Raw genomic sequence first — 22,608 nt, 5'->3', positions numbered from 1 at the left:
AAACTCTTCAATTAAAAAGTTTTATGTCTTTCGACAGCTCAATGAATTCTGAATTTTTGTTTTTGTTGCCAAAAACGAATTGACTGTGCGTTATTATTTTCACTTTTAAAAAAGTAAAATCAAAACAGCTCAAGGCTGAATCTTTTAATAACATATGGTCACTCAGTTTCAATTGAGACTCTAATTTGTTTGCCTCGCTACCTAAGCAGCTTGGCTGTTAGAACTCAATCTGTACGAGTGCCCACACAGATGATTGCTTTATATTGTTAAAGAACGTTGCGATTATAAAGCTGAACTTTATCTCGCTAGGGCTGCGCATATTACGCTTTCCTATTTTTTTGTCAACACTTAAATTTAAACTTTCTAAAAAGATTCAATCTAAGTTTTACTTAACACCCTGAGTTGTTCGTGCCTCGCTATGCGTTGCTGTTTCCCGTCTCAGTGGGGTCGCATTATAGGGAGATCCGAAAACAGATCAACCCTTTTTTGAAGAAAACTTGAAATAATGTGCTGTTCGCTGAGTATTTGAGCTAAACGCTCAAAAACACAACTAAACCTCCTGTATTGAGGGGTTTAAAGAGCTATTTAAAGTCAAAGTTATGGTAACTAGTGATCAGTAGAGACATATTTGGATCATCAATGCTGAAAAAGCCAACCAATAAGTTAAGAGTCGTGTTACTAAAATCATTTGAAATAGTCAAAAGCCGAGATTTAAATTCATTGGGCTATATTTTTATTTGAGAAGTGAGTTTACTAAGGCCCCAATGGTTAGCTTTACTATGAGGTTCTTAGTATCGGTATATAGATAAGAGAGCGACCCCATATATCTTCTGAGCAGCTCTAATCACTAAAAACTTCGTTAGGGATTGCTTAATGGTAGTTAAATTCGAAGTGCTATTATTAATAACTGTAAATCACTATATAAAGTGAAAATACTCTTTAACTAAAACCGGATAGGCTATTTTGGATGAATGGTAAGTAAAGATAACTAGGCTAAGTTATTAAAACAGCAGTCAAAACAACCTATCGATTCAGAATCTATGAGCCGATGCACATAATAGAAGATAATTACTGGTTCATATAGTTTGACAAATTTTAGGCAAGAAAAAGCCGAGCATAAGCTCGGCTTTTAGGTTTCTTTAAGACTTACTCTGCAGACTGTGCGTCTTCTTGAACTGCTTCGCTAGTCGCTGGGCGACCAACTAGTTCAATATAAGCCATTGGTGCATTATCACCAGTACGGAAGCCACACTTAAGAATACGAGTGTAACCACCTGGACGATCCGCGTTACGTGGACCGATTTCACTGAATAATTTACCAACAACTTCATTATCACGCGTGCGAGCAAACGCTAAACGGCGATTTGCTACACTGTCAGTCTTAGCCAGTGTGATTAAAGGTTCAATTACACGACGTAACTCTTTCGCTTTTGGCAAAGTAGTTTTGATGATTTCATGTTTCACCAAAGAACCTGCCATATTGCTAAACATCGCTTTACGATGGCTACTGTTACGGTTTAATTGACGACCACTCTTACGATGGCGCATGACCCTATCCTTCTAACTAAACTAATATAGTGATTTAGATTATTCAGCTAAGCTTGCAGGTGGCCAATTTTCTAGGCGCATACCTAGAGAAAGTCCACGTGAAGCTAGCACGTCTTTAATTTCAGTTAGAGACTTCTTACCTAGATTAGGCGTTTTAAGAAGCTCAACTTCAGTGCGCTGAACTAAATCACCGATATATTGAATTTGCTCGGCTTTCAAACAATTTGCTGAGCGTACTGTTAATTCAAGATCATCAACTGGACGAAGTAGAATAGGATCGAATTCTGGCTTCTCTTCTTTCTCTTCTGGCTCAGTTACATCACGTAAATCTACGAATGCATCTAATTGCTCAGCTAAGATAGTAGACGCACGGCGGATCGCTTCTTCTGGATCTAAAGTGCCGTTTGTTTCCATATCAATGATTAACTTGTCTAAATCTGTACGTTGCTCAACTCGAGCTGATTCAACCGAGTACGCAATACGTTCAACTGGGCTAAATGATGCATCAAGCAACAATCTACCAATTGGACGCTCATCGTCATCAGAGGATAAACGACTAGATGCCGGCACATAACCACGACCACGTTCAACACGAATACGCATGCTGATCTCGCTGTTATTTGTAGTTAAATTACAAATAACGTGATCTGGATTAGCAATTGTTACATCGCCATCGTGCTGAATATCAGCCGCAGTAACAGGGCCTACACCAGATTTAGTCAGGGTCAGAAAAACTTCATCTTTGCCTTCTAACGTTACTGCTAAACCTTTAAGGTTTAATAGTATTTCAATGATGTCTTCTTGAACGCCTTCTTTCGCGCTGTACTCATGTAATACACCGTCGATTTCAACTTCAGTTACTGCACATCCAGGCATAGATGAAAGTAATATACGGCGTAAAGCATTACCCAGAGTATGGCCAAAACCACGCTCTAATGGTTCTAAAACTATTTTAGAACGCGTTGGGTTGATAGCGTCGATGTCGACTAACCTTGGTTTTAGAAATTCTGTAACAGAACCCTGCATTTTATCCTCTCTTAACTCTTAACTTTACTTAGAGTAAAGTTCGACGATTAGTTGTTCATTAATGTCCGCAGACAGGTCTGAACGCTCAGGTAGACGCTTAAAGCTGCCTTCCAATTTCTTACCGTCAACTTCAACCCAAGTCGGCTTTTCACGTTGCTCAGCCAACTCTAGAGCAGCGATAATACGTGCTTGCGTCTTAGACTTCTCACGGATTACAACAGTATCTTCTGGAGTAATTACGTATGAAGGAATGTTCACAACACGACCATTAACTAAAATCGCTTTATGGCTTACTAACTGACGTGCTTCTGCACGTGTGCTAGCAAAACCCATGCGATATACAACATTGTCTAAACGTTGCTCTAAAAGCTGTAACAAGTTTTCACCTGTGTTGCCTTTAAGGCGAGCAGCTTCTTTGTAGTAGTTACGGAATTGCTTTTCTAATACACCGTAGATACGACGTACTTTTTGCTTTTCACGTAATTGTAAACCGTAATCAGATAAGCGACCTTTACGAGCGCCGTGCTGACCAGGTGCAGTCTCAAGTTTACACTTAGAGTCGATAGCTCTTACGCCGCTCTTAAGGAACAGGTCAGTACCTTCACGACGACTCAGCTTGAGCTTAGGGCCCAAATATCTTGCCATGTTATTTCTCCTAACCTATTGTTAAACGCGACGTTTCTTCGGTGGACGACAACCATTATGTGGTATTGGCGTCACGTCAGTAATGTTGGTAATACGGTAACCAGCAGCATTCAAAGCACGTACAGCAGATTCACGACCTGGACCTGGACCTTTAATGAAAACTTCTAGATTTTTTAAACCGTATTCTTGAGCAGCAGTACCTGCACGCTCTGCAGCAACCTGAGCAGCAAATGGTGTAGATTTACGTGAACCACGGAAACCTGAACCACCGGCAGTAGCCCATGATAGTGCATTACCTTGACGGTCGGTAATCGTTACAATAGTGTTGTTGAAAGACGCATGAACATGAGCCATACCATCAGCAACTTGTTTTTTAACCTTTTTACGACGAATTGGTGTCTTAGCCATAATACTATCCCCTTATCGCTTAATAGGCTTACGAGGACCCTTACGGGTGCGCGCGTTAGTCTTAGTTCTTTGACCACGTAGTGGTAAAGAGCGACGGTGACGTAGGCCACGATAACAACCAAGGTCCATTAGGCGCTTGATATTTAAAGTAACTTCACGACGAAGATCACCTTCAACAGTGTACTTGCCAACTGCATCACGCAGTACGTCAAGAATTTCGTCTGAAAGTTCACCGATTTTTGTGGTTTCGGCGATACCAGTCGCTTCTAAGATAGCCTTAGAGCGAGTCTTACCTATGCCATAAATAGCTGTTAAACCAATAACTGCATGTTTATGATCAGGGACGTTAATGCCAGCAATACGGGCCACTAACACATCTCCTATATTCGAATTTGGTAATCAAAAGTTTGAAAAGCCCGTAAGGATACTCAAACGAAGACCAAATCACTACTAAAAACACAGGCCGAGAAAACTCAGCCTGCACGACTGTTTACTTAGCCTTGCCTTTGCTTATGCTTAGGCTCACTGCAAATTACGCGTACTACACCAGCACGTTTAATAACTTTACAGTTACGGCATATTTTCTTAACGGAAGCACGTACTTTCATTGCTCAACTCCGTAAACTGACCTTATCGACCGTAGCCTTTAAGGTTCGCTTTTTTCAGCACAGAATCATACTGATGAGACATCAGGTGAGTCTGTACTTGTGCCATAAAGTCCATGATTACTACAACGATAATCAAAACTGATGTACCGCCGAAGTAGAATGGCGTTTGCCACGCCATCGTCATGAATTCAGGCACCAGACAGATAAAGGTTATATACAAAGCACCTGCCAATGTCAGGCGTGTCATCACTTTATCAATGTATTTAGATGTCTGCTCACCTGGACGAATACCTGGGATAAATGCGCCAGATTTCTTAAGGTTATCTGCTGTTTCACGTGGGTTAAAAACCAACGCTGTGTAGAAAAAGCAGAAGAAGATAATAGCCGCAGCTAAAACAAGCGAGTACAACGGTTGACCTGGAGTCAACGTAGTAGCAACAGCTTGTAATACATCAGCGACTGGACCTTCACCTTGGCCGAACCAGCTAGCAATTGTACCAGGGAACAGAATTATACTGCTAGCGAAGATTGGTGGAATAACACCCGCCATATTTACTTTTAGTGGTAAATGCGTGCTTTGGGCAGCAAATACTTGACGACCTTGTTGGCGTTTAGCGTAGTTAACAACAATACGACGTTGTCCACGTTCGAAAAACACTACAAGATAAGTAACAGCGAATACGATTACCGCAACCATCAACAGTACAAAAACATTCAAATCACCTTGGCGCGCCATTTCGACTGTCGAACCAATAGCAGACGGCAAGTTAGCTACAATACCAACAAATATTAGAACAGAGATACCGTTACCGATACCACGCTCTGTTATTTGTTCACCCAACCACATAAGGAACATAGTACCAGTAACTAAACTCACCACAGCAGTGAAATAGAAACCCATACCAGGGTTAACAACTAACCCCTCCATCATGCCCGGTAAGCTAGTAGCAATACCGATTGATTGAATAGTAGCTAGCACAAGCGTGCCATAGCGTGTGTACTGGCTAATTTTTTTACGCCCTTGCTCACCTTCTTTCTTAAGCTCTATAAACGGAGGATACATATGCGTTAATAGTTGCGTAATAATCGAAGCCGAGATATACGGCATAATACCCAGTGCTAACACTGAAGCTCGCTCAAGTGCACCACCACTGAACATGTTGAACATTTCAACAATGGTGCCCTTTTGTTGCTCGAAGAAATCGGCAAGTACAGCGGCGTCAATCCCAGGGATCGGCACAAATGAACCTAGACGGTAAATTATGATAGCACCCAATACGAAGAGTAATCGGCGCTTCAATTCCGAAAGTCCACCTTGTGCACTTTTTGTATCTTGACCTGGTTTAGCCATTAGTACTTCCTTAGTCTTCTACCTTGCCTCCGGCAGCTTCAATAGCTTCGCGAGCACCTTTAGAGGCTTTAAGGCCTTTAACGGTAACAGCGCGTGAAACTTCGCCAGATTTAACAACTTTAACGAAAAGAACGTTCTTTTTAACTAGACCAGCTGCTTGTAACGCGCTTAGGTCTACCACATCGCCTTCAACTTTAGCGATTTCAAAAAGGTTTATTTCTGCAGATACTAAAGATTTGCGAGAAGTAAAACCAAATTTAGGTAGACGACGTTGCATAGGCATTTGACCGCCTTCAAAACCAACGCGTACTTTGCCGCCAGAACGTGATTTTTGACCTTTGTGACCACGACCACCAGTCTTACCTAGACCAGAACCGATACCACGACCAACACGTTTTGGAGCAGTTTTTGAACCTGCAGCAGGTGAAAGTGTATTCAAATGCATCGAATTAACCCTCTACCTTAACCATGTAAGAAACCTTGTTTATCATACCACGTACACATGCTGTGTCTTCTAACTCAACAGTGTGGTTGATACGACGTAAACCAAGACCGCGTAATGTAGCTTTATGTTTCGGTAAACGACCGATAGAGCTTTTTACTTGTGTTACTTTTACAGTTTGATTTGCCATGGTTACCCCAGTATTTCGTCTACGCGAAGGCCACGTTTTGCAGCGATTGACTGTGGAGAATTCATATTCTCAAGAGCCGAAATCGTTGCACGTACTACGTTGATTGGGTTAGTAGAACCGTAACATTTAGAAAGTACGTTCTGAACACCAGTCACTTCTAGTACTGCACGCATAGCACCACCTGCGATGATACCAGTACCTTCAGAGGCTGGTTTCATGAACACTAGTGAGCCAGCATGACGTCCCTTAACAGGATGCTGTAATGTATTGCCATTTAGGTCTACATTGATCATGTTGCGACGTGCTTTTTCCATTGCTTTTTGAATAGCAGCTGGAACTTCACGTGCTTTACCATAACCAAAACCTACTTTACCTGCGCCGTCACCAACTACAGTTAGTGCAGTAAAGCTAAAGATACGACCACCTTTAACTACTTTAGACACACGGTTCACCGCGATTAGCTTTTCAGCTAGATCAGGCTGTTGTTGCTTTGCTTCTACGTTAGCCATAGTCTACTCCTAGAATTGCAAACCGGCTTCACGCGCAGCATCAGCTAGCGCCTTCACACGGCCGTGATATTTAAAGCCACTGCGATCAAAAGCAATCTTTTCGATGCCTTTGTCAGCCGCACGTTCAGCAACCGCTTTGCCAACTGCTTGCGCAGCTTCAACGTTACCGGTGCCTTTAACTGTTTCGCTAATAGCCTTTTCAACAGTAGAAGCAGCAGCCAGTACATTACCCTCAGCATTTACAACTTGAGCGTATATGTGACGTGGCGTGCGGTGGATAACAAGACGCGTTGTGCCTTGTTCAATATAATTTCTACGAGTGCGTTTAGCACGACGTAGACGAGCTGTTTTTTTATCCATCGTCTTACCTTACTTCTTCTTAGCCTCTTTACGGCGTACATTCTCATCTGAATAACGAACACCCTTACCTTTATAAGGCTCAGGTTTACGGTATGCACGAATGTTAGCAGCTGTTTGACCAACTAACTGCTTGTCTACGCCCTTAACTAGAACTTCTGTTTGGCTTGGAGTTTCAATCGTAATTCCTTCAGGAACTGCGAAATTAACTGGGTGTGAGAAGCCAAGAGTTAAATCTAATGTTTTACCCTTCGCTGCAGCACGGTAACCCACGCCTACTAACTGAAGTTTCTTCTCGTAACCTTCATGCGTACCAACAACCATGTTGTTGATTAGAGCGCGAGCAGTACCTGCTTGAGCCCATGCATTAGCTACGCCATCACGAGGTAAAGTAGTAATAACGTTTTCATTTACTTGTACTTCAACAGCGTTGTTGATTGTACGAGTAAGTTCACCGTTTTTGCCTTTAACTGTGATTTCCTGGCCTTTTAATGTAACTTCTACACCGGCAGGAACAGTAATTGGTGCCTTTGCTATGCGAGACATAGTTCCCCTCCGATTAAGCTACAAAACCAATGATTTCACCACCAACACCAGCACTACGTGCTGCGCGGTCTGTCATTAGGCCTTTAGAAGTTGATACGATAGCGATACCAAGACCACCCATTACCTTAGGTAATTGGTCACGTTTCTTATAGATACGTAAACCAGGGCGACTTACACGCTGGATATTTTCAATTACAGCTTTGCCTTCGAAGTACTTCAACTCGATAGAAAGCTCAGGTTTAGTTTCGCCGTTAACAGCGAAATCTACGATATAACCTTCGTCTTTTAGTACTTTAGCTAATGCTACTTTCAGCTTTGAAGTTGGCATCGTTACAGATACTTTCTTCGCTGATTGACCGTTACGAATTCGTGTGAACAAATCCGCGATAGGATCTTGCAAGCTCATAGTCTTACTCCCATGATTCTATTACCAGCTAGCCTTTTTAAGGCCAGGAATTTCACCGCGCATAGCTGCTTCGCGAACTTTAATACGGCTCATGCCGAATTTGCGAAGGAAACCATGTGGGCGGCCCGTAATGTTACAACGATTACGTTGACGTGCAGGGCTAGAATCACGTGGTAAAGCTTGTAGCTTAAGTACCGCGTCCCAACGATCATCTTCAGATGTGTTAACATCACTGATGATAGCTTTTAGTGCAGCGCGCTTTTCAGCGTACTGAGCAACTAGTTTTGTGCGCTTTGCTTCGCGCGCTTTCATAGAATTCTTTGCCATAACCCTACCCTTATTTCTTAAATGGGAAGTTAAACGCTTCTAACAACGCACGGCCTTCCTCATCAGATTTCGCAGAAGTAGTGATAGTAATATCCATACCGCGTACACGGTCTACTTTATCGTAATCGATTTCTGGGAAGATGATTTGTTCACGTACGCCCATGCTGTAGTTGCCACGTCCATCAAAAGACTTTGCACTTACGCCACGGAAGTCACGAATACGTGGGATAGCGATTGATACCAAACGCTCAAAAAAGTCCCACATACGCTCGCCGCGTAGGGTTACTTTACAACCAATCGGGTAGCCTTCACGCACTTTAAAGCCAGCAACAGATTTGCGTGCTTTAGTGATTAAAGGTTTCTGACCAGAGATTGCTGCTAGATCCGCTACTGCGTTATCTAAAATCTTCTTGTCAGCTAGGGCTTCGCCCACGCCCATATTCAATGTGATCTTTTCGATCTGAGGGACTTGCATGACAGAGCTGAAACCAAACTTCTCTTGAAGTTCAGCAACTACTTTGTCTTTATATACTTCATGCAGTTTCGCCATCATTCTACTCCAACTATTAGATAGTTTTACCAGTAGATTTAAAGATACGTAATTTCTTACCATCTTCAATCTTGAAACCTACACGATCAGCTTTACTCGTTTCCGAGTTGAAGATCGCAACGTTTGATGCATCCATAGATGCTTCTTTCTCAACAATGCCGCCAGCTTGGTTCAATTGTGGAACCGGCTTTTGGTGTTTCTTGATCAAGTTTATGCCTTCGACAAAGATTCGACCAGATTCAGTAACAACTGAAAGCACTTTTCCGCGCTTACCTTTGTCTTTACCTGCTAGTACGATTACTTCGTCATCACGACGTATTTTTGCTGCCATGATTGGCTCCTTACAGTACTTCTGGGGCTAGTGAAACGATTTTCATGAACTTATCATTACGAAGTTCGCGAGTCACAGGGCCGAAAATACGTGTACCAATTGGCTGTAAGTTATCATTTAAGATAACAGCAGCGTTGCTGTCAAAACGGATCAGAGAACCATCTGGACGGCGAACACCTTTTCTGGTACGCACAACTACCGCGTTTTTAACATCACCTTTCTTCACTTTACCGCGAGGAATAGCTTCTTTTACAGAAACTTTAATGATGTCGCCAATCGCTGCGTAGCGACGGTGAGAACCACCAAGGACTTTTATACACTGCACTTTGCGAGCGCCGCTGTTATCAGCAACTTCCAGCTGAGTTTGCATTTGGATCATGTTAATGACCTCCGGTGTAGTAATTACAACGTGTCTTAAATTTGTTTAAAATCAAGACATTTCGATTAAATCCCACTCAAAAACAAACGAGTTGTCTCTTAAGGGCGGGCAATTGTACCAGCATTGAGGGGGTAGCGATAGGTTATTTTTTAATTAATTTGGAGTGATGGGAAATTAAAGCTGAGTAATTACGGCTATGTAGCTATTTTACAGGTGGTTACAAAACAAACAAGGCACCTGTAATGTGCCTTGTTTGTTTAAAGTATAATAAATTAACCAAATAAACCTTTTAATTTATCTTTAATTTTATCTTTTGCTTTGTCTTTGGCTTTTTCTTTTGCCTCATCGACCTTCTGCTTAGCTTCATCTTTGAGCGCATCACCAACATCTAGCTTTATACCTACATCGTGGAAAGGCCCTTTTATACGTAGTGGTATTTTAAAGCCAGTGCTGTCATCGGTAGTTCCCTGACCTTCGATAGATCCAACTATACCTGTAACCAAACGATAGTTGACCGTTGTTTGCGGTAAATCAACGTCGCCTTCACCTGATATTCTAATAAGTGGGCTGATAAGTGATAGGTCGGTATTTTTGCCAACGCCATTAGTAAAGTTAAAACTTCCAGTTAATGCTGAAAAATCTGTTTGCTCAGATTCTTCAAATCCGGTATCAAGCCCTTCAGATGCAGCACCAAAGTTACCTGAAATGAGTTCCTTACCTTTACGAACCATCTCAGCTATATTTGCACCTTTTACAGCTCCATCAGCAAACTCAAATCCAAGCTTTCCATTAAGCGCACCAATAAACGACTTTTGACTTTGGCCAGTTGTGTTTAGGTTCCAATTTAAAGACCCCTTACCCATTAGCTTGTCAAAACCTGCCGCATCCGTTAATAAAGGCTGTGCATCTATTCCAGCTAAGTCAAAGTTAGTTGATATTTTATAAGGTACTTGCTGTGCGTTTACATTGATAACGCCTTTACCTGACCCTTCATAAGCAGAAAAGCTATCTAGGCTTAGTTTTGCAACGCTATTTTTTAAAGCAACAGTAAATTGATTTGCGCCTAATTTAATATCATTTGCTTTTAATCCACTTGAACGAATCACTACATTTGCATCTAGTGAATTTAATGCACGTAAATCAATCTTAGTGTCATCCCATACTACTGGCTCTGCAGGTTTATCTTCTTGCTCTTCTGGCTCTTCTTGTTTTGCCACTGCTTCAGGTAGATATGGGTTTAAGTCAAGCATACCTAAATCAATATCAGCATTTACTGCTAAACGCTTACCTAGGTTAAGCTCGCTCTTACCTTTTATTTCTAATGCGTCTAACGTCGCAACTAAATCTTCTAAATTAAATTTCTCACCTAGTAGGTGCATTTTACCGTTTACACTAAATCCGTTAAAAGCATTGTCTTTAGCGTCTAGCTCTACACCTTGCCATTTCGCAATACTTTTAACAGACTCACCGCTTAGTGCTAACTGACCTTTAATATCTTGACCTTGCTTAGCTATGCTCCCTTCGAACGTTAAATCAACTAAACGAGAATCTAAGGTTTGTTTAACATTAAAAGTAGCACCTTCAATTGCTTTAGCAGGAGTATCTAATTTTATATCAAGATCAAAACGCTCTTGCATATAAGTAATACCTCCTTTTACTTCTAATGTTTTACGAAGTGAAGGAAGTAAAATAGCGAGTTCTAAATCGCTAATTTGTTGTTTGGCACCTGTTTGACCATCTAGATAAGTGAATGTGCCGCCATAAATAGCAACCTCACCTAACTCAATATCAAAGTTATCTGGAAGCTTTATCGCTTCACCTGGTTGGCTCTGCTCTTTTGGTTGCTCTGCAACTGCATCAAACAACTGCCAATTGGCTTTACCATTTTTGTCGGTTTCTAATAGGATATTTGGTTCGTTTATAACAAACTTATCTAATTTAAACTCACCACCAAATAATGAAAACCAAGGTATGTGTACAGCAAGCTGTTTCATACTCGCCATATCGGCGCGCGAACCTGGTTCCATATTTGCAAAATGCACGTCGTTAAGTTCTAACTTTAATGCAGGGAATACGCTAAGTGTTTTATCACCTTTAATAGTGAGAGTGCGCCCAGTTGTTTGTTCTACCTGTTCTGAAACTTTGTTAAAAATAGTATCAGTAGGGATTAAAAACGGTGCGGCAACAATTAGTGCTATACATAGTAAAAGTATTACACCTACAATTTTAAGTAAGGTTTTCATGATCGTCCTTTCAAACGTGCAAATAATGTTCTTATCATAGCGAGTGTTAGCCTTAAAATCATTGTCGTTCTGATAAAAAAGCTTTTTATTAGATATTACATTCCCATCCTGAATCGCCCCTGAAACATTTTGATACCTTTAGGTTACAAATAAATATTGACCCAATGAAACCTTAAGGTTACATTGATACCTTAAGGTTGCATATTGTAAAAATTTTAAAAGGAAATGAGCTATGTCTAATTACGATATTAAAAGTGAAGAAAAATTTATGGGCCAAAATGCATGGTTTTCATTATTCATGGGGGTCACTTTATTAATCATTAGTGTTTACCCAATGCTTAATCAAACATCAGCCCCACTATTGTTTTTAGGAACTGCTGCTTTTTTAGGTTCATTCTTTATGTTTGTGATCAGAGGCGGGTTTACATGGAGAATGAAATACCACCTTACATATAAAGATGAGTATTTAAATACCATCGACACTATTGCCTATAAACATGTCGTGCTTGGCTTACTTTTTAGTATGGGTGGCGTGTACTTACTCTCCGATACTCTTGCTTTAGAAGTATCTCACAGCATGATGGCTACATTTTACCTTGCTGTAATGAGTTTAATATACGGCGTATCAATTCTTTGGCAAAGCAAAAATTAGGAGCAAAAGTGCAAAATAAAATTGCAAAATACCGCAAAGAAGCAGGCCTTTCTCAACAAGACTTGGCTGATCTAATTGCGGTTTCACGTAAGACTATTAGTACAGTAGAAACGGCACGATTTACCCCTTCGGTAATAATTGCTCTAAAAATAGCAAAGCATTTTAATACCTCAGTTGAAAGTCTCTTTGTACTAGATAAAAATGATTGATACATGTTAAAGCGTTAGTCTCATTCTATTAGCAAAAACACCGATTTAGCTACTTCAATTACAACGTATGGAGGACAGCGCTGTTGTTATTAACGTAATTGCGCTAAAATAGACCAGCAAAAAAATATATATCTAAACCGGAGATTCTACAAGGCATGAAAAAACTGCTAATTTCACCGTCAAAAATGACGCTAGGCGAACAAGAAAATCAAATCTATCAGAACATTCTGAAGCAATCTTCAGAATTAAGCCTTAACCTTATGGCCGTGAAAGTAGAAAACCACCCTGATGATTTTTTACCTTGGTGTTACGAATTGCTAAGTGCAAGCAGAGATCGTATGAACTACGATTTACTAGAGCCGCAGCAATTACCAGTACTTAAGAAGCTACACGATCAGCTTATTTCAGCTATCAGCTTTTTACAGGTTAAAACTTTACGTATTGCTCCGTGGCCTGTAGTAAGTGTATTTGTAGAACAACACAAAGACGTTATTGCTCTTGATGAACAGCTTCGCTTAGTAGACTACATTAAAAGCATTCGTGAACAATCTCTTAAAGATATGATTCCTGAAGACTTACTTGCGTTTAGCGGTAAGCACATGGCATCACTTGATCCAAGCACATACAACTTTGACGTTGAATGGTTTGCATCTACAAAGAGTGCAAAGAGCTTCCATCAAATGCTTGGTGATTTACCAGGTGCTTTTGACGATGCACTAGTGAATATTCCACTTGAAGGTGATATTACTCAATATGAGTATCAACAATTTGTTGCTGCTTATTCAAAAATATTTACCGACAACAACGAAAAACCAACACTTGCGCCTGCAACACGACTGCTTGCAATGCGCCGCCCTGATTTATTTACTCCGATTACAAATAATCGATTAGATGCATTATGTGGTGCCCTTGGTGTTTCTAAACTTAAAAATAGTGATTTTGAACGTTACTGGCAAGATATCGTAAAAGGTATTCAAGCTATGTCATGGTACAAAATGGCTAAACCTAGTAACGAGTTAGAAGAACAATTGGTTGCTATTAAAGCATTAATTCCATGTTTCTTTCACTACGCTGATGCTAAAACACCAGATAACTCTAACTACATTAAACTGCTAACCAAGCCTAAACGTACTACAACTACAACAGGTAAAACTCAGCGTAGAGGTAAAGAGTCTGCAGAAATATTAGTAGACCGTGCACTTGCTGCTGACGATATTCCTGAACACATTCGCAGTAAACGTGATTCAATTGTGAGTGAAGTACAAAAAGGTCGCAGCGTAAACGAAACAATTAGCCTTATGCGCACTATATTCGGTTAAAATCTTCTAATTTAGCCGTACTTTTATGGTGCGGCTAGGTTAATTTATGCACCAGCAATGTGCGCAACATCTTCCTTCATGTTATATCCCCATCCTATTCATAAAATTCAAGCTCATGTTTTTAATAAATAAAAAATAATTTTTAATAAAAAATAATGAAGCTGGCACATACAGTGCAATTATCCCGTTAGTTAAACAATAAAAAGCCGTCAGCCTAAAGGTTCCGAATACATAATAAAAACCTTGGCGAGCAAAAATCATATAACGGGAAATGGACATGCTAAAACTAAAAAAAACCATCGCTATAAGTGCTATAGCATTAATGGGCGCAACATCTTTAACGTCAACAGCCGTACATGCTGAAGTAACAGCAAACGCAGCGGCAACATCAAACTACTTATGGCGTGGTCAAGAGCAAACTGGGGGCGATGCAGCTATTTCAGGCGGTATTGATTACGCCAATGAATCGGGCTTTTATGCAGGTACTTGGGCTTCAAATGCATCGTGGGCAGATGAAATGACCTATGAGCTTGATTTATACGCAGGCTTTGGTGGCGACATTAACGAAAGCGTTAGCTACGATGTTGGCTATATTTATTACGCTTACCCAGACGCAGCTTCTGAAGCAGACGCAGATTTCTCTGAAATTTACGGTAGCATCAGTGTTGAAGGCTTTACATTTGGTGCTTCAGTACTTGCAACATCAGCTGCAAGTGGTGATGGTACAGACTTTGGTGATTCACTTTACCTGACAGCTGATTACGGTTTTGCTGTTGGCAGTAACGGCACTGAAATGGCACTTCACTTAGGCCACTACTCTGGTGACTTTATTGGCGATGATAATATCTTAGATTACGGTGTATCAATTTCGAAAGATGGTTTCACTTTTGGTTTATCTGATACAGATATGGATGATTCAGATATTAAAGCTTACGTTGCTTATTCTGTAGACTTTAATTTATAAGAAAGAATGTGTTACTTGCTGCAACACGAAGGGCCTTTTGGCCCTTTTCTTGTTTTATAGCTGTTTTGCTTTAAATGGTACCTTATTACATTGTACTTCTACTGTTTTAGGGTACCAAGCTGGGCCTATTTGATTCACAACCACCTCAGCTAAACCATTAGTAAACGATTTATACGTATGAACGCTTTGCCACTCCCCTTGTGGGCAATGTGTTGTTAAATCTAACGGCTCTGATCCCTCGTACAACGCAAGTGCAAAATTATGATGCCACTGTGAGCTTTTTAGAGTTTTATTGCTTAGTTTGCTCTGTATACCGTTATCAAAGTAAATATTTGTACACCCCGTTAAAATAATCAGTGTGCAACCGCCTGCAAATAGCTTGATGCTCATAATGTCTCCCCTAGTATTTGCTCTTGGCACCACACTTTAATGGTATGGGGCGAGTATATTCCAAGCGTAATTAAACTCAGCGCTCCATCACTAAACGTTTGTTGTGACTGCATTTGAATAACCGGTGTATTTGAGCATATTTGTTTTACGTCTACCCGCTGCTCACCCACTAATCCCCATAAATAAAATGGGCGGCTATCTTCGTAATTAGCTTGGCTCGTTATTTTTGCTGTTGCCCGTGGCTGAATGGTTACCGCAGAACAAGCACTGAGGCTTAATGCTATCGCCCCTATAATTAATGGTTTCATACTCTTCCTTATAAACTAAATACCAGTAAGGTAACTTTATAAGAGAACATAAAATATTAGCGTAAAAAGCTGTGGGGAATATGTAGAAACGCTATGAAGTTTTATACAGTTTATTACACATAAAGGCCGCATAAATGCGGCCTTTAAAGTAGTCAGTTTAAGTGGTTAGTAAATAAATAGACTTTAAAACTTAGCTAAGTTGTTTTTACTGTCTTTGTCGACCAGCTTAATATAAGGATCAACCCCTGCAAATAATGGTTTTTCTTTTACTTTTAGCTCAATAGTATTGGTACCAGATACTATTTGATGCTTTTGCGAATAAATAACAAAGTCTTCAGCGAGTAAGTTTTCAGGGTCGTCGCTAAATAATGCAATATCAATTAGCTCATCGAGTGGTTGTTCGGTTTCTTCACCTTGGCCATCGGCATGCTGCTTAGTTGCTTCAACGCTCAGTGTTACCTTATAAAAACCTTCGCTATCAACATCATCTGTAACCGACACTTCTTTCATTTCAAGCTCATAAAGCGTTATATATTTAAACTGATCATCAATAAAACGTTGTTCAGCTTGTGTTGCATCTCGCTTTAAATAACTAAGTAAATCAAGTGTGGTTGGATATGGCGTTGATTGATATTTAAACTCATTCAAAAACGCTTTAAGTGCTGCATTTAAGCGTACTTCACCTAAACGATCATAAATCGCCATCATCGCAACTGAGCCTTTATTGTAATGAAGGTATTGTTGAGCCTGCGTTTTATATAGTGGCATTTCTTCAAAGGCTTCGCCAGTACGGCCCATTAAGTATTTATCTAACTCGTACTTTAAGAATTTACGAAGCTTCTCTGCGCCAAAGCGTTTTTTTAGCACCATAAGCGCACTGTATTGGGAGAGCGATTCAGAAATAACGGCACTGCCCTCTACATTAGCCCCCGATACTTGATGCCCCCACCATTGGTGAGCAACTTCATGTGCGGTTACATAGTAAGGGTAGTCAACTTTACTCTCATCTCTTAAGTCTGTAATAAAGCCCATACTTTCTGAGTAAGGTACCGTATTGGCAAAACTTTGCGCAAACGAGCGATACTTAGGAAACTCAATAATACGAAGCTGTCTATGCTGATACGGGCCAAAGGCTTGCGTGTAGTAATCTATTGAGTCTTGAACTGACTCAATCATGCGGTCAACATTCCATGCATGATCTTTGTGGTAGTACACCTCAATATTTACCCCATTATGCTCAACCTTTTTACTTTCAAGCTCTGCCGAAAGCACAGAGTAAAAGTTTATAATTGGAGCATCCATTTCATAAACAAAGGTGCGGCGTCCATCTTTTACACTCTCATCTTTTAAGTAACCTGGAGTAATCGCAAATTGTGACTCATCGGTGGTTACGGTTGCCTTGTAGTTTATAAATCCATTAGCAGGCCCAAACTCATTTTGCGTATAATAGCGGCTGTCTTCTAGTTTATGTGCGCGCTCAAGTTCGGGTAAATCGTGCTTGCGGCGCTCATATTTATCGGCAATTTGAAAATACTTTTGATAACCAAAATTTGGTAATAATTCTCCATTATTTACAAATGTCCCGTTGTGCACGAGTTGAGTATCAGATCTTCTATCAACAAAACCGTCGTGTTCACGAGAAACAGAAAGCTCACCTTCGCGTACTTCATTAGGCATTAGCGGTTGTTCAAACTCAAACCATACCATGCCAAAATCGGTTAAACGCTCTACTATTTTTCCGCCCGCCATTTTTACATCCCAGCTTTTAGATTGGCTAGGCTCGTTGATTAACACACGGGTTATTGGCTCGTTTGCGGTATTGGTAAACTTAATTTTAGCCACGGCATTTAAAGCACGCTTTTTAGGATAAATATCAATGTTTAAATCAACATCAGTTATTATAGGCAGTGGCAAGTCTTTGTATTGTGAAAACTCTTGCTCATACCTTACTTGTAGCGCTTCGCTATCATCACTTGTTACAAACTCGTTGATTACACGGGTGTTGTAATAAATGTTATAACCCGCGCCCACAAATACCAATAAACTTATAACGGCTGCAATCTGGCCTTTTAAAGACATGTTGTAACGTACTAAAGATAAACGAGTACGCAATGTTTGCGACGGGCCGCGATGCCATAAAGCAAACCCTACAATAGCTAAAAACACACTCAATGCCCCCCAATATAGGGTATACCAATGCGCGCCTTGTAAAAAATGTCCATAACCGTTTATATCTGAATACGGTACGCTACTGCTTTGCGAAAAATGATACATATGATGCTCAAACCCGTAAGCACCCATTACCATTTGAGCAATGTAATACAAAATAAATAAACCCATACCTATGTATTTATTAGGGCTAATTATTTGTAAAAAGAACGCCAATATAGCCATCATAATAAAAGGCAGTAATGTAAGGTAACCCAACCTAAATAAGTACTGACCAAGCTCTAGGTTAAATTGCCCCTTAAATAGCTGCACTGCAATGGTAAACATCATGCCTACTAAATAAAGGCCACAAACTGCAGTGATTAACGCAATAATTTTAGATACCCAAAACACACTGTTATGCACCGGGAAACTGTCAACAATATCACCCATACCACTTTGGCGTTCTCGCCAAACCAGCTCTGCGCTGTAATAAGCAATAATGATAAACATAAACAAAGCGGAGGAGTTTTGAATAATGCCCACCATGTTTTGTGTGAGCGGCCAATCCGTTGTGCCATATGCGCCAATAGGTGCAAAAAGTGGTGCGAGTAACATAGTAATACTGACACCCGCTAAAATCATAAAAGGGGCACTTAATATAACTTGCTTAAGTTCAAATAAGCTGCGCATTACTAATTGCGATTTCGTATTTACCCCTTTTGACTTGTAATTTTTAGCGCTGCTAATAAGTGCTGCTTGTTTATTTTTTACAAACGTAGAGACAGCAAATTGCTTTTTCTGTTTTTTAGTGACTACGCGATTACCTAACTTTCCGAGGCCAAAAAACATCGCTAAACTTATTGCTACCCATAAAATACGGTTAATTAAAAAATCGCCCGAAAGCGTTAACACTTCAGTATTTTTATCACTTACAGTCCAGTAACGGGTTAAGTCAATTAACGACCCTGTGCCAAATGGGTCTGCGTAAACAACAATATTTCTAAACGCTAAATCATCAAAATAGATACTCGCCAATTGGTAGGTTATATAAACCACCACGGCCGTTACATATACCGCCATCATGGTTTTAAAATAGACCGCCACACTATTAAAAATAGCACTGAGGACCAATAAGCTTGGCACTGCTAAATATAAAAAAGGCGCTGCGTAATATATAAACTTATTGGGGCCTACTAGCTCGCTATCGAGCCAGCCAACCAACAAGCCAAATTGAGATCCCAAAAATACGCCTAATGGCACAGTTAAAAAAACAACTAGCACAACCAAGTAAGCACCAAAAAAACGTCCTGATTGATAAGCAAGCGGGTTAACGGGCTTACTAAACACCAGCTCATCCATTTTGGTCTCGCTGTTGCGAATCGCTGAGCTTGCAACAAAGTTAACCACTAAAAACATAGCAAGCGTACAAAAGGTAACCGTTAAAACCATAATGGTATAAGGCGAGTTCATATGAACATTAGCCCCACCTAACGGAAACTTACTACTGGAGCTTATAAAAAACGCCATAAAAAAGAATATTAATGAGGTCACATAAAACGAAGGCTGACGCATAAAATAGCGCAGCTCAAACGCGAGCATATTAAAAAACATAGCGCCCCCTTATGCTACTTGGCTGTTACGATGATTAAGCAACGTAGAAAAATACACATCTTCTAGGTTTGCACTGCTGAGCTCAAAACCTTCAGGGGCTTCATTGGCTAATACATGTAATATGGTTTGCCCAGCAAATAAGCGTTTTGAAATAACAGGCAGCTGCGGTTCAAGCTCTAGCGCTTCTTCTTGGCTCATGGCTTTGCGCCAAATTTGGCCTTGGAGTTTATCGGTAAGGGCAATTGGATTGCCCTCTAATAGTATTTTACCGCCTGCCAGCACCGCCATGTTTGGGCAAAGCTCTGCTACATCTTCAACAATGTGGGTCGATAATATAACGACTTTTTGCTCGCCTAAGCTTACTAACAAGTTATGAAAACGATTACGCTCTTCAGGATCTAGCCCCGCTGTTGGTTCATCAACGATAAGTAAGTCGGGGTCACCTAGTAAGGCTTGTGCAATACCAAAACGCTGGCGCATACCGCCCGAAAAGCCACTTACCGCTTTTGAGCGATGTTGATATAAATTAGTATGTGCAAGTAATCCTTCAACCGACTCTTTACGCTCTGCTTTATTATGAATTCCCTTTAAAACAGCCATATGGTCTAGCAAGTCGTAGGCACTTACCCGTGGGTATACACCAAAATCTTGCGGTAGATAACCTAAACGTTGGCGCAAAGCCTGTGGGTCTTTAAAAACATCAATACCATCAAAAGTGATTGAACCCGAATCAGCCGACTGCAGTGTTGCAATGGTACGCATTAGCGATGATTTACCTGCGCCATTTGGCCCAAGTAATCCAAACATCCCTTTGCCGATAGATAAATCAACACCTTGTAGTGCATGTACGCCATTATCGTAGGTTTTAGATAACCCTGTTATTGATAGCATTTTTACTTCCTTGAATATGAGTAATTATTTTTATAATGTTTTATACCACAAGGAAAATAGGAACATAAGTTACTTGCTGGTTAAATTTGTAACAATAAATAAACATAATTTAAACTCATAACACTTGCCTGCACTGTATTCACTCGGTATAAAAACCACATATACTTTTTATAAGAAGCGAAAAGCCATGCAAGATCACCAAAGCCAGCCGTTAAATGACTTTATAGAATATCCACATGAAGAAATGCTAAATCGTGCTAACGAGTTTTTACAAACCAGCCAACGCCGCCATAGCATTCGCAGCTTTAGCGATCGCCCAGTACCAAAAAATATTATTGAAGCATGTATAAAAGCAGCTGGCACAGCACCAAGTGGAGCGAATCATCAGCCTTGGCATTTTGTGGCTATAAACAGTAGCGATGTAAAAAAACAAATAAGAGAAGCCGCAGAAAAATTAGAGCGTTCTTTTTACGAAGGCAGAGCAGGTGAAGAATGGTTAGATGCGCTAAAACCGTTAGGTACCGACGCCAATAAACCTTATTTAGAGCATGCACCTTGGCTTATAGCTGTATTTAGTCAAAAAAAGGGCGGCGTAAGCAGCGATGATAAAAATACGAATTATTATGTGCATGAGTCTGTTGGCTTAGCTACCGGCTTTTTAATTCAAGCTTTGCACCGCAGTGGTTTGGCAACCCTTACTCATACTCCAAAGCCAATGAGTTTTTTAACCGACATATGTAATCGCGATAAAGATAACGAACGCCCATACATGCTACTTATTACAGGCTACCCAAGTGATGATGCAACAATACCTGCTCATGCACTGGATAAAAAATCACTCGATGAAATAGCTACGTTTATTTAGTATTTTCTTGTCGGCAAAACCACTCATATAGCAAAGCAATGATCGACTCAACTTTTGGATCGGTCAATGAGTAATAAATAGTGTGCCCTTCTCTGCGAGTAGCAACCATATCTGCCTTGCGTAAACTTGCTAAATGCTGAGATAACGCTGACTGTGCTAAAGGTACATTTTTATTTAGCTCACCTACACTTTGCTCACCTTGTAATAAACTACATAAAATCATTAAGCGATTTTTGTTAGCCATTAATTTTAAAAACTGTTCGGCTTGCTCTGCGTTGACAGCTAGTTGTTCAATATTCATTTTTATTATTTCTCTTTTTGATACCTTTTTAAGTATAGACTTTTACATTAGTAGGTTCTAATATAATTAACATTAGACTTTACTAATATTAAGGTAATCACAAAATTAACGATGCCGTTTTATTAATCGGCGGAAGTGCTGTAGCAGTATCCGCACTATTAAGTTACTTTATATAAAGTAACTTTCAGTTTTTAACGTTATTTATAAGTATTAACTCAATTCACCTACTTATACCAAGTAGCACTCATTAATGTCTTTTTTAAGAAAAAGAGGATTTACAAACTAATGCTTACATCAATCCCTGACTTACTAAAAATTATCACACCTAACCAACGCCGTATTGACGCAGCGCAAGCAAAACTCGAGCTTGAACAAAATAAAGGTTTACTTATTGATGTGCGAGAACCTGCAGAGCACGCGACAAAATCGGCTGCCGGCGCTATAAATATTCCGCGTGGATTACTCGAGATGAAACTGATGGAAATAGAAAAAGACGCAGCTCGCCCTATTTACGTGCACTGCGCAAGTGGTGCGCGCGCAACGTTGGGAGCAGAAGCGTTAACGCGTGTGGGTTATGAAAACGTAACCGTTATTACCTGTGACGCAAACCAAATATGTAGTGTGTTTTAAACATCAACTGAATACTTATAATGATGCGCCTAGTAAAGGTAGGCGTTTAACTTTGTGATAAGTCAGTGCTAATTTAATACACTCTTTAACTGGGTATTCTGGTAATGGCTTTTCACTATTTAATACAATTGCCCGGTTACCTTCGAAAGTGAGAGTGTGGGAATACAACTCTCTAAATGTGCTTACTAGCTTTGATTGGCAATGAAAAAACAAATAACACGAGGAGCCCTTAAAGCCTACGCGAATGGGGCTGCCATTTATTGTGTTATAACTTGGCTCTCCCCACTTTAAAGACTCTTCAACAGCTCCTAAGTTTTGCTCTTGTGCTACGGTATAAATTAACTCTCGTAATTTTATAAGCTTACTTTTTGCTATCTCAGGATAATTATTAAATATATTTTCTATTTCCGTATTCATAAAAATATCCTTATAAGCTTTACAATTTTAAAAC

30 protein-coding genes are annotated in these 22,608 nt (G+C 40.1%); 6 read left to right on the top strand and 24 right to left on the bottom strand.

The window, feature by feature from the left end:
• Positions 1 to 1,146: 1,146 nt before the first annotated feature.
• From rplQ to H4J63_RS11550, 18 genes are all read right to left on the bottom strand, one after another.
• On the bottom strand, positions 1,147 to 1,548 hold the full coding sequence (gene rplQ / locus H4J63_RS11635) for a 50S ribosomal protein L17 (RefSeq protein WP_002959450.1): 402 nt from the start codon (positions 1,546 to 1,548) through the stop codon (positions 1,147 to 1,149).
• Positions 1,549 to 1,587: 39 nt separating this feature from the next.
• Positions 1,588 to 2,574 (bottom strand): DNA-directed RNA polymerase subunit alpha, encoded by a 987-nt coding sequence (locus tag H4J63_RS11630; protein ID WP_002959452.1) that lies wholly within the window; start codon positions 2,572 to 2,574, stop codon positions 1,588 to 1,590.
• A gap of 24 nt (positions 2,575 to 2,598) precedes the next feature.
• Positions 2,599 to 3,219 (bottom strand): 30S ribosomal protein S4, encoded by a 621-nt coding sequence (gene rpsD, locus H4J63_RS11625; RefSeq protein WP_002959461.1) that lies wholly within the window; start codon positions 3,217 to 3,219, stop codon positions 2,599 to 2,601.
• Between the two features lie 21 nt (positions 3,220 to 3,240).
• Positions 3,241 to 3,627 carry a 30S ribosomal protein S11 gene (gene rpsK / locus H4J63_RS11620; protein WP_002959471.1) on the bottom strand — a complete coding sequence of 129 codons (387 nt, stop codon included), beginning with the start codon at positions 3,625 to 3,627 and terminating at the stop codon, positions 3,241 to 3,243.
• Between the two features lie 12 nt (positions 3,628 to 3,639).
• Complete coding sequence (gene rpsM, locus H4J63_RS11615; RefSeq protein WP_002959473.1) at positions 3,640 to 3,996, bottom strand: 30S ribosomal protein S13; 357 nt, start codon at positions 3,994 to 3,996, stop codon at positions 3,640 to 3,642.
• Positions 3,997 to 4,121: 125 nt separating this feature from the next.
• On the bottom strand, positions 4,122 to 4,235 hold the full coding sequence (gene rpmJ / locus H4J63_RS11610) for a 50S ribosomal protein L36 (RefSeq protein WP_002959476.1): 114 nt from the start codon (positions 4,233 to 4,235) through the stop codon (positions 4,122 to 4,124).
• 22 nt (positions 4,236 to 4,257) lie between these two features.
• On the bottom strand, positions 4,258 to 5,586 hold the full coding sequence (gene secY, locus H4J63_RS11605; RefSeq protein WP_002959478.1) for a preprotein translocase subunit SecY: 1,329 nt from the start codon (positions 5,584 to 5,586) through the stop codon (positions 4,258 to 4,260).
• A gap of 10 nt (positions 5,587 to 5,596) precedes the next feature.
• Positions 5,597 to 6,031: a 50S ribosomal protein L15 gene (gene rplO, locus H4J63_RS11600; protein WP_002959480.1), complete on the bottom strand. Its 435-nt coding sequence runs from the start codon at positions 6,029 to 6,031 to the stop codon at positions 5,597 to 5,599.
• A 4-nt stretch (positions 6,032 to 6,035) separates the two neighbouring features.
• Positions 6,036 to 6,218: a 50S ribosomal protein L30 gene (rpmD, locus tag H4J63_RS11595; protein WP_002959482.1), complete on the bottom strand. Its 183-nt coding sequence runs from the start codon at positions 6,216 to 6,218 to the stop codon at positions 6,036 to 6,038.
• A 2-nt stretch (positions 6,219 to 6,220) separates the two neighbouring features.
• On the bottom strand, positions 6,221 to 6,727 hold the full coding sequence (rpsE, locus tag H4J63_RS11590; RefSeq protein ID WP_002959485.1) for a 30S ribosomal protein S5: 507 nt from the start codon (positions 6,725 to 6,727) through the stop codon (positions 6,221 to 6,223).
• 9 nt (positions 6,728 to 6,736) lie between these two features.
• The gene (rplR, locus tag H4J63_RS11585) at positions 6,737 to 7,087 is read right to left on the bottom strand and encodes a 50S ribosomal protein L18 (RefSeq protein WP_002959486.1); all 351 of its coding nucleotides are present in this window, start codon (positions 7,085 to 7,087) and stop codon (positions 6,737 to 6,739) included.
• 9 nt (positions 7,088 to 7,096) lie between these two features.
• Positions 7,097 to 7,630: a 50S ribosomal protein L6 gene (gene rplF / locus H4J63_RS11580; protein WP_024606323.1), complete on the bottom strand. Its 534-nt coding sequence runs from the start codon at positions 7,628 to 7,630 to the stop codon at positions 7,097 to 7,099.
• A 13-nt stretch (positions 7,631 to 7,643) separates the two neighbouring features.
• Entirely contained in the window at positions 7,644 to 8,036 is a 393-nt protein-coding gene (gene rpsH, locus H4J63_RS11575) for a 30S ribosomal protein S8 (RefSeq protein ID WP_002959491.1), read from the bottom strand.
• Positions 8,037 to 8,057: 21 nt separating this feature from the next.
• The gene (gene rpsN / locus H4J63_RS11570) at positions 8,058 to 8,363 is read right to left on the bottom strand and encodes a 30S ribosomal protein S14 (protein WP_006794245.1); all 306 of its coding nucleotides are present in this window, start codon (positions 8,361 to 8,363) and stop codon (positions 8,058 to 8,060) included.
• A 10-nt stretch (positions 8,364 to 8,373) separates the two neighbouring features.
• On the bottom strand, positions 8,374 to 8,913 hold the full coding sequence (gene rplE / locus H4J63_RS11565) for a 50S ribosomal protein L5 (protein WP_010554915.1): 540 nt from the start codon (positions 8,911 to 8,913) through the stop codon (positions 8,374 to 8,376).
• 16 nt (positions 8,914 to 8,929) lie between these two features.
• The gene (gene rplX / locus H4J63_RS11560; protein WP_002959496.1) at positions 8,930 to 9,244 is read right to left on the bottom strand and encodes a 50S ribosomal protein L24; all 315 of its coding nucleotides are present in this window, start codon (positions 9,242 to 9,244) and stop codon (positions 8,930 to 8,932) included.
• Positions 9,245 to 9,254: 10 nt separating this feature from the next.
• Positions 9,255 to 9,623 (bottom strand): 50S ribosomal protein L14, encoded by a 369-nt coding sequence (gene rplN / locus H4J63_RS11555; protein WP_002959498.1) that lies wholly within the window; start codon positions 9,621 to 9,623, stop codon positions 9,255 to 9,257.
• Between the two features lie 272 nt (positions 9,624 to 9,895).
• Complete coding sequence (locus H4J63_RS11550; RefSeq protein WP_182196664.1) at positions 9,896 to 11,866, bottom strand: AsmA family protein; 1,971 nt, start codon at positions 11,864 to 11,866, stop codon at positions 9,896 to 9,898.
• Between the two features lie 232 nt (positions 11,867 to 12,098).
• Here H4J63_RS11550 and H4J63_RS11545 point away from each other — a divergent pair, with 232 nt between their 5' ends.
• The 4 genes from H4J63_RS11545 to H4J63_RS11530 all read left to right on the top strand — a co-directional run bounded on the left by H4J63_RS11545 (position 12,099) and on the right by H4J63_RS11530 (position 15,010).
• A complete protein-coding gene (locus H4J63_RS11545; RefSeq protein WP_024606325.1) occupies positions 12,099 to 12,518 on the top strand; it encodes a hypothetical protein in 420 nt (139 codons plus the stop codon).
• A gap of 8 nt (positions 12,519 to 12,526) precedes the next feature.
• On the top strand, positions 12,527 to 12,727 hold the full coding sequence (locus H4J63_RS11540) for a helix-turn-helix transcriptional regulator (RefSeq protein ID WP_002959505.1): 201 nt from the start codon (positions 12,527 to 12,529) through the stop codon (positions 12,725 to 12,727).
• Between the two features lie 155 nt (positions 12,728 to 12,882).
• Positions 12,883 to 14,046: a hypothetical protein gene (locus H4J63_RS11535; RefSeq protein ID WP_024591362.1), complete on the top strand. Its 1,164-nt coding sequence runs from the start codon at positions 12,883 to 12,885 to the stop codon at positions 14,044 to 14,046.
• 277 nt (positions 14,047 to 14,323) lie between these two features.
• Complete coding sequence (locus H4J63_RS11530) at positions 14,324 to 15,010, top strand: TorF family putative porin (protein WP_024591363.1); 687 nt, start codon at positions 14,324 to 14,326, stop codon at positions 15,008 to 15,010.
• A gap of 54 nt (positions 15,011 to 15,064) precedes the next feature.
• On the opposite strand, the gene H4J63_RS11525 is transcribed toward H4J63_RS11530, so the two are convergent.
• From H4J63_RS11525 to H4J63_RS11510, 4 genes are all read right to left on the bottom strand, one after another.
• Positions 15,065 to 15,400, bottom strand: a complete 336-nt coding sequence (locus tag H4J63_RS11525; RefSeq protein ID WP_182196661.1) for a Bor/Iss family lipoprotein — start codon at positions 15,398 to 15,400, stop codon at positions 15,065 to 15,067.
• Positions 15,397 to 15,708 carry a Bor family protein gene (locus H4J63_RS11520; protein ID WP_182196659.1) on the bottom strand — a complete coding sequence of 104 codons (312 nt, stop codon included), beginning with the start codon at positions 15,706 to 15,708 and terminating at the stop codon, positions 15,397 to 15,399. The genes H4J63_RS11525 and H4J63_RS11520 overlap by 4 nt, the downstream gene beginning before the upstream one ends.
• A gap of 183 nt (positions 15,709 to 15,891) precedes the next feature.
• Complete coding sequence (locus tag H4J63_RS11515; protein WP_182196656.1) at positions 15,892 to 19,470, bottom strand: M1 family aminopeptidase; 3,579 nt, start codon at positions 19,468 to 19,470, stop codon at positions 15,892 to 15,894.
• A gap of 9 nt (positions 19,471 to 19,479) precedes the next feature.
• Positions 19,480 to 20,361, bottom strand: coding sequence for an ABC transporter ATP-binding protein (locus H4J63_RS11510; RefSeq protein ID WP_002959519.1), 882 nt, complete (start codon positions 20,359 to 20,361; stop codon positions 19,480 to 19,482).
• A 187-nt stretch (positions 20,362 to 20,548) separates the two neighbouring features.
• On the opposite strand from H4J63_RS11510, the gene H4J63_RS11505 reads away from it, so the two are divergent.
• On the top strand, positions 20,549 to 21,226 hold the full coding sequence (locus tag H4J63_RS11505) for a nitroreductase family protein (RefSeq protein WP_024604482.1): 678 nt from the start codon (positions 20,549 to 20,551) through the stop codon (positions 21,224 to 21,226).
• On the opposite strand, the gene H4J63_RS11500 is transcribed toward H4J63_RS11505, so the two are convergent.
• Positions 21,219 to 21,527 (bottom strand): helix-turn-helix transcriptional regulator, encoded by a 309-nt coding sequence (locus H4J63_RS11500; RefSeq protein WP_010554926.1) that lies wholly within the window; start codon positions 21,525 to 21,527, stop codon positions 21,219 to 21,221. The two genes, H4J63_RS11505 and H4J63_RS11500, sit on opposite strands and share 8 nt — an antisense overlap.
• A 285-nt stretch (positions 21,528 to 21,812) precedes the next feature.
• On the opposite strand from H4J63_RS11500, the gene H4J63_RS11495 reads away from it, so the two are divergent.
• Positions 21,813 to 22,157: a rhodanese-like domain-containing protein gene (locus H4J63_RS11495; protein ID WP_024591370.1), complete on the top strand. Its 345-nt coding sequence runs from the start codon at positions 21,813 to 21,815 to the stop codon at positions 22,155 to 22,157.
• A gap of 15 nt (positions 22,158 to 22,172) precedes the next feature.
• Here H4J63_RS11495 and H4J63_RS11490 read toward each other — a convergent pair whose 3' ends face one another.
• Complete coding sequence (locus tag H4J63_RS11490) at positions 22,173 to 22,574, bottom strand: DUF1801 domain-containing protein (protein WP_024604483.1); 402 nt, start codon at positions 22,572 to 22,574, stop codon at positions 22,173 to 22,175.
• Between the last annotated feature and the right edge of the window lie 34 nt (positions 22,575 to 22,608).

Source organism: Pseudoalteromonas sp. 5Ae-yellow, assembly GCF_014077565.1.
Lineage (GTDB): Bacteria > Pseudomonadota > Gammaproteobacteria > Enterobacterales > Alteromonadaceae > Pseudoalteromonas.
Note: the sequence above shows the minus strand (reverse complement) of the source record. Positions and strands in the feature narration are given on the sequence as shown.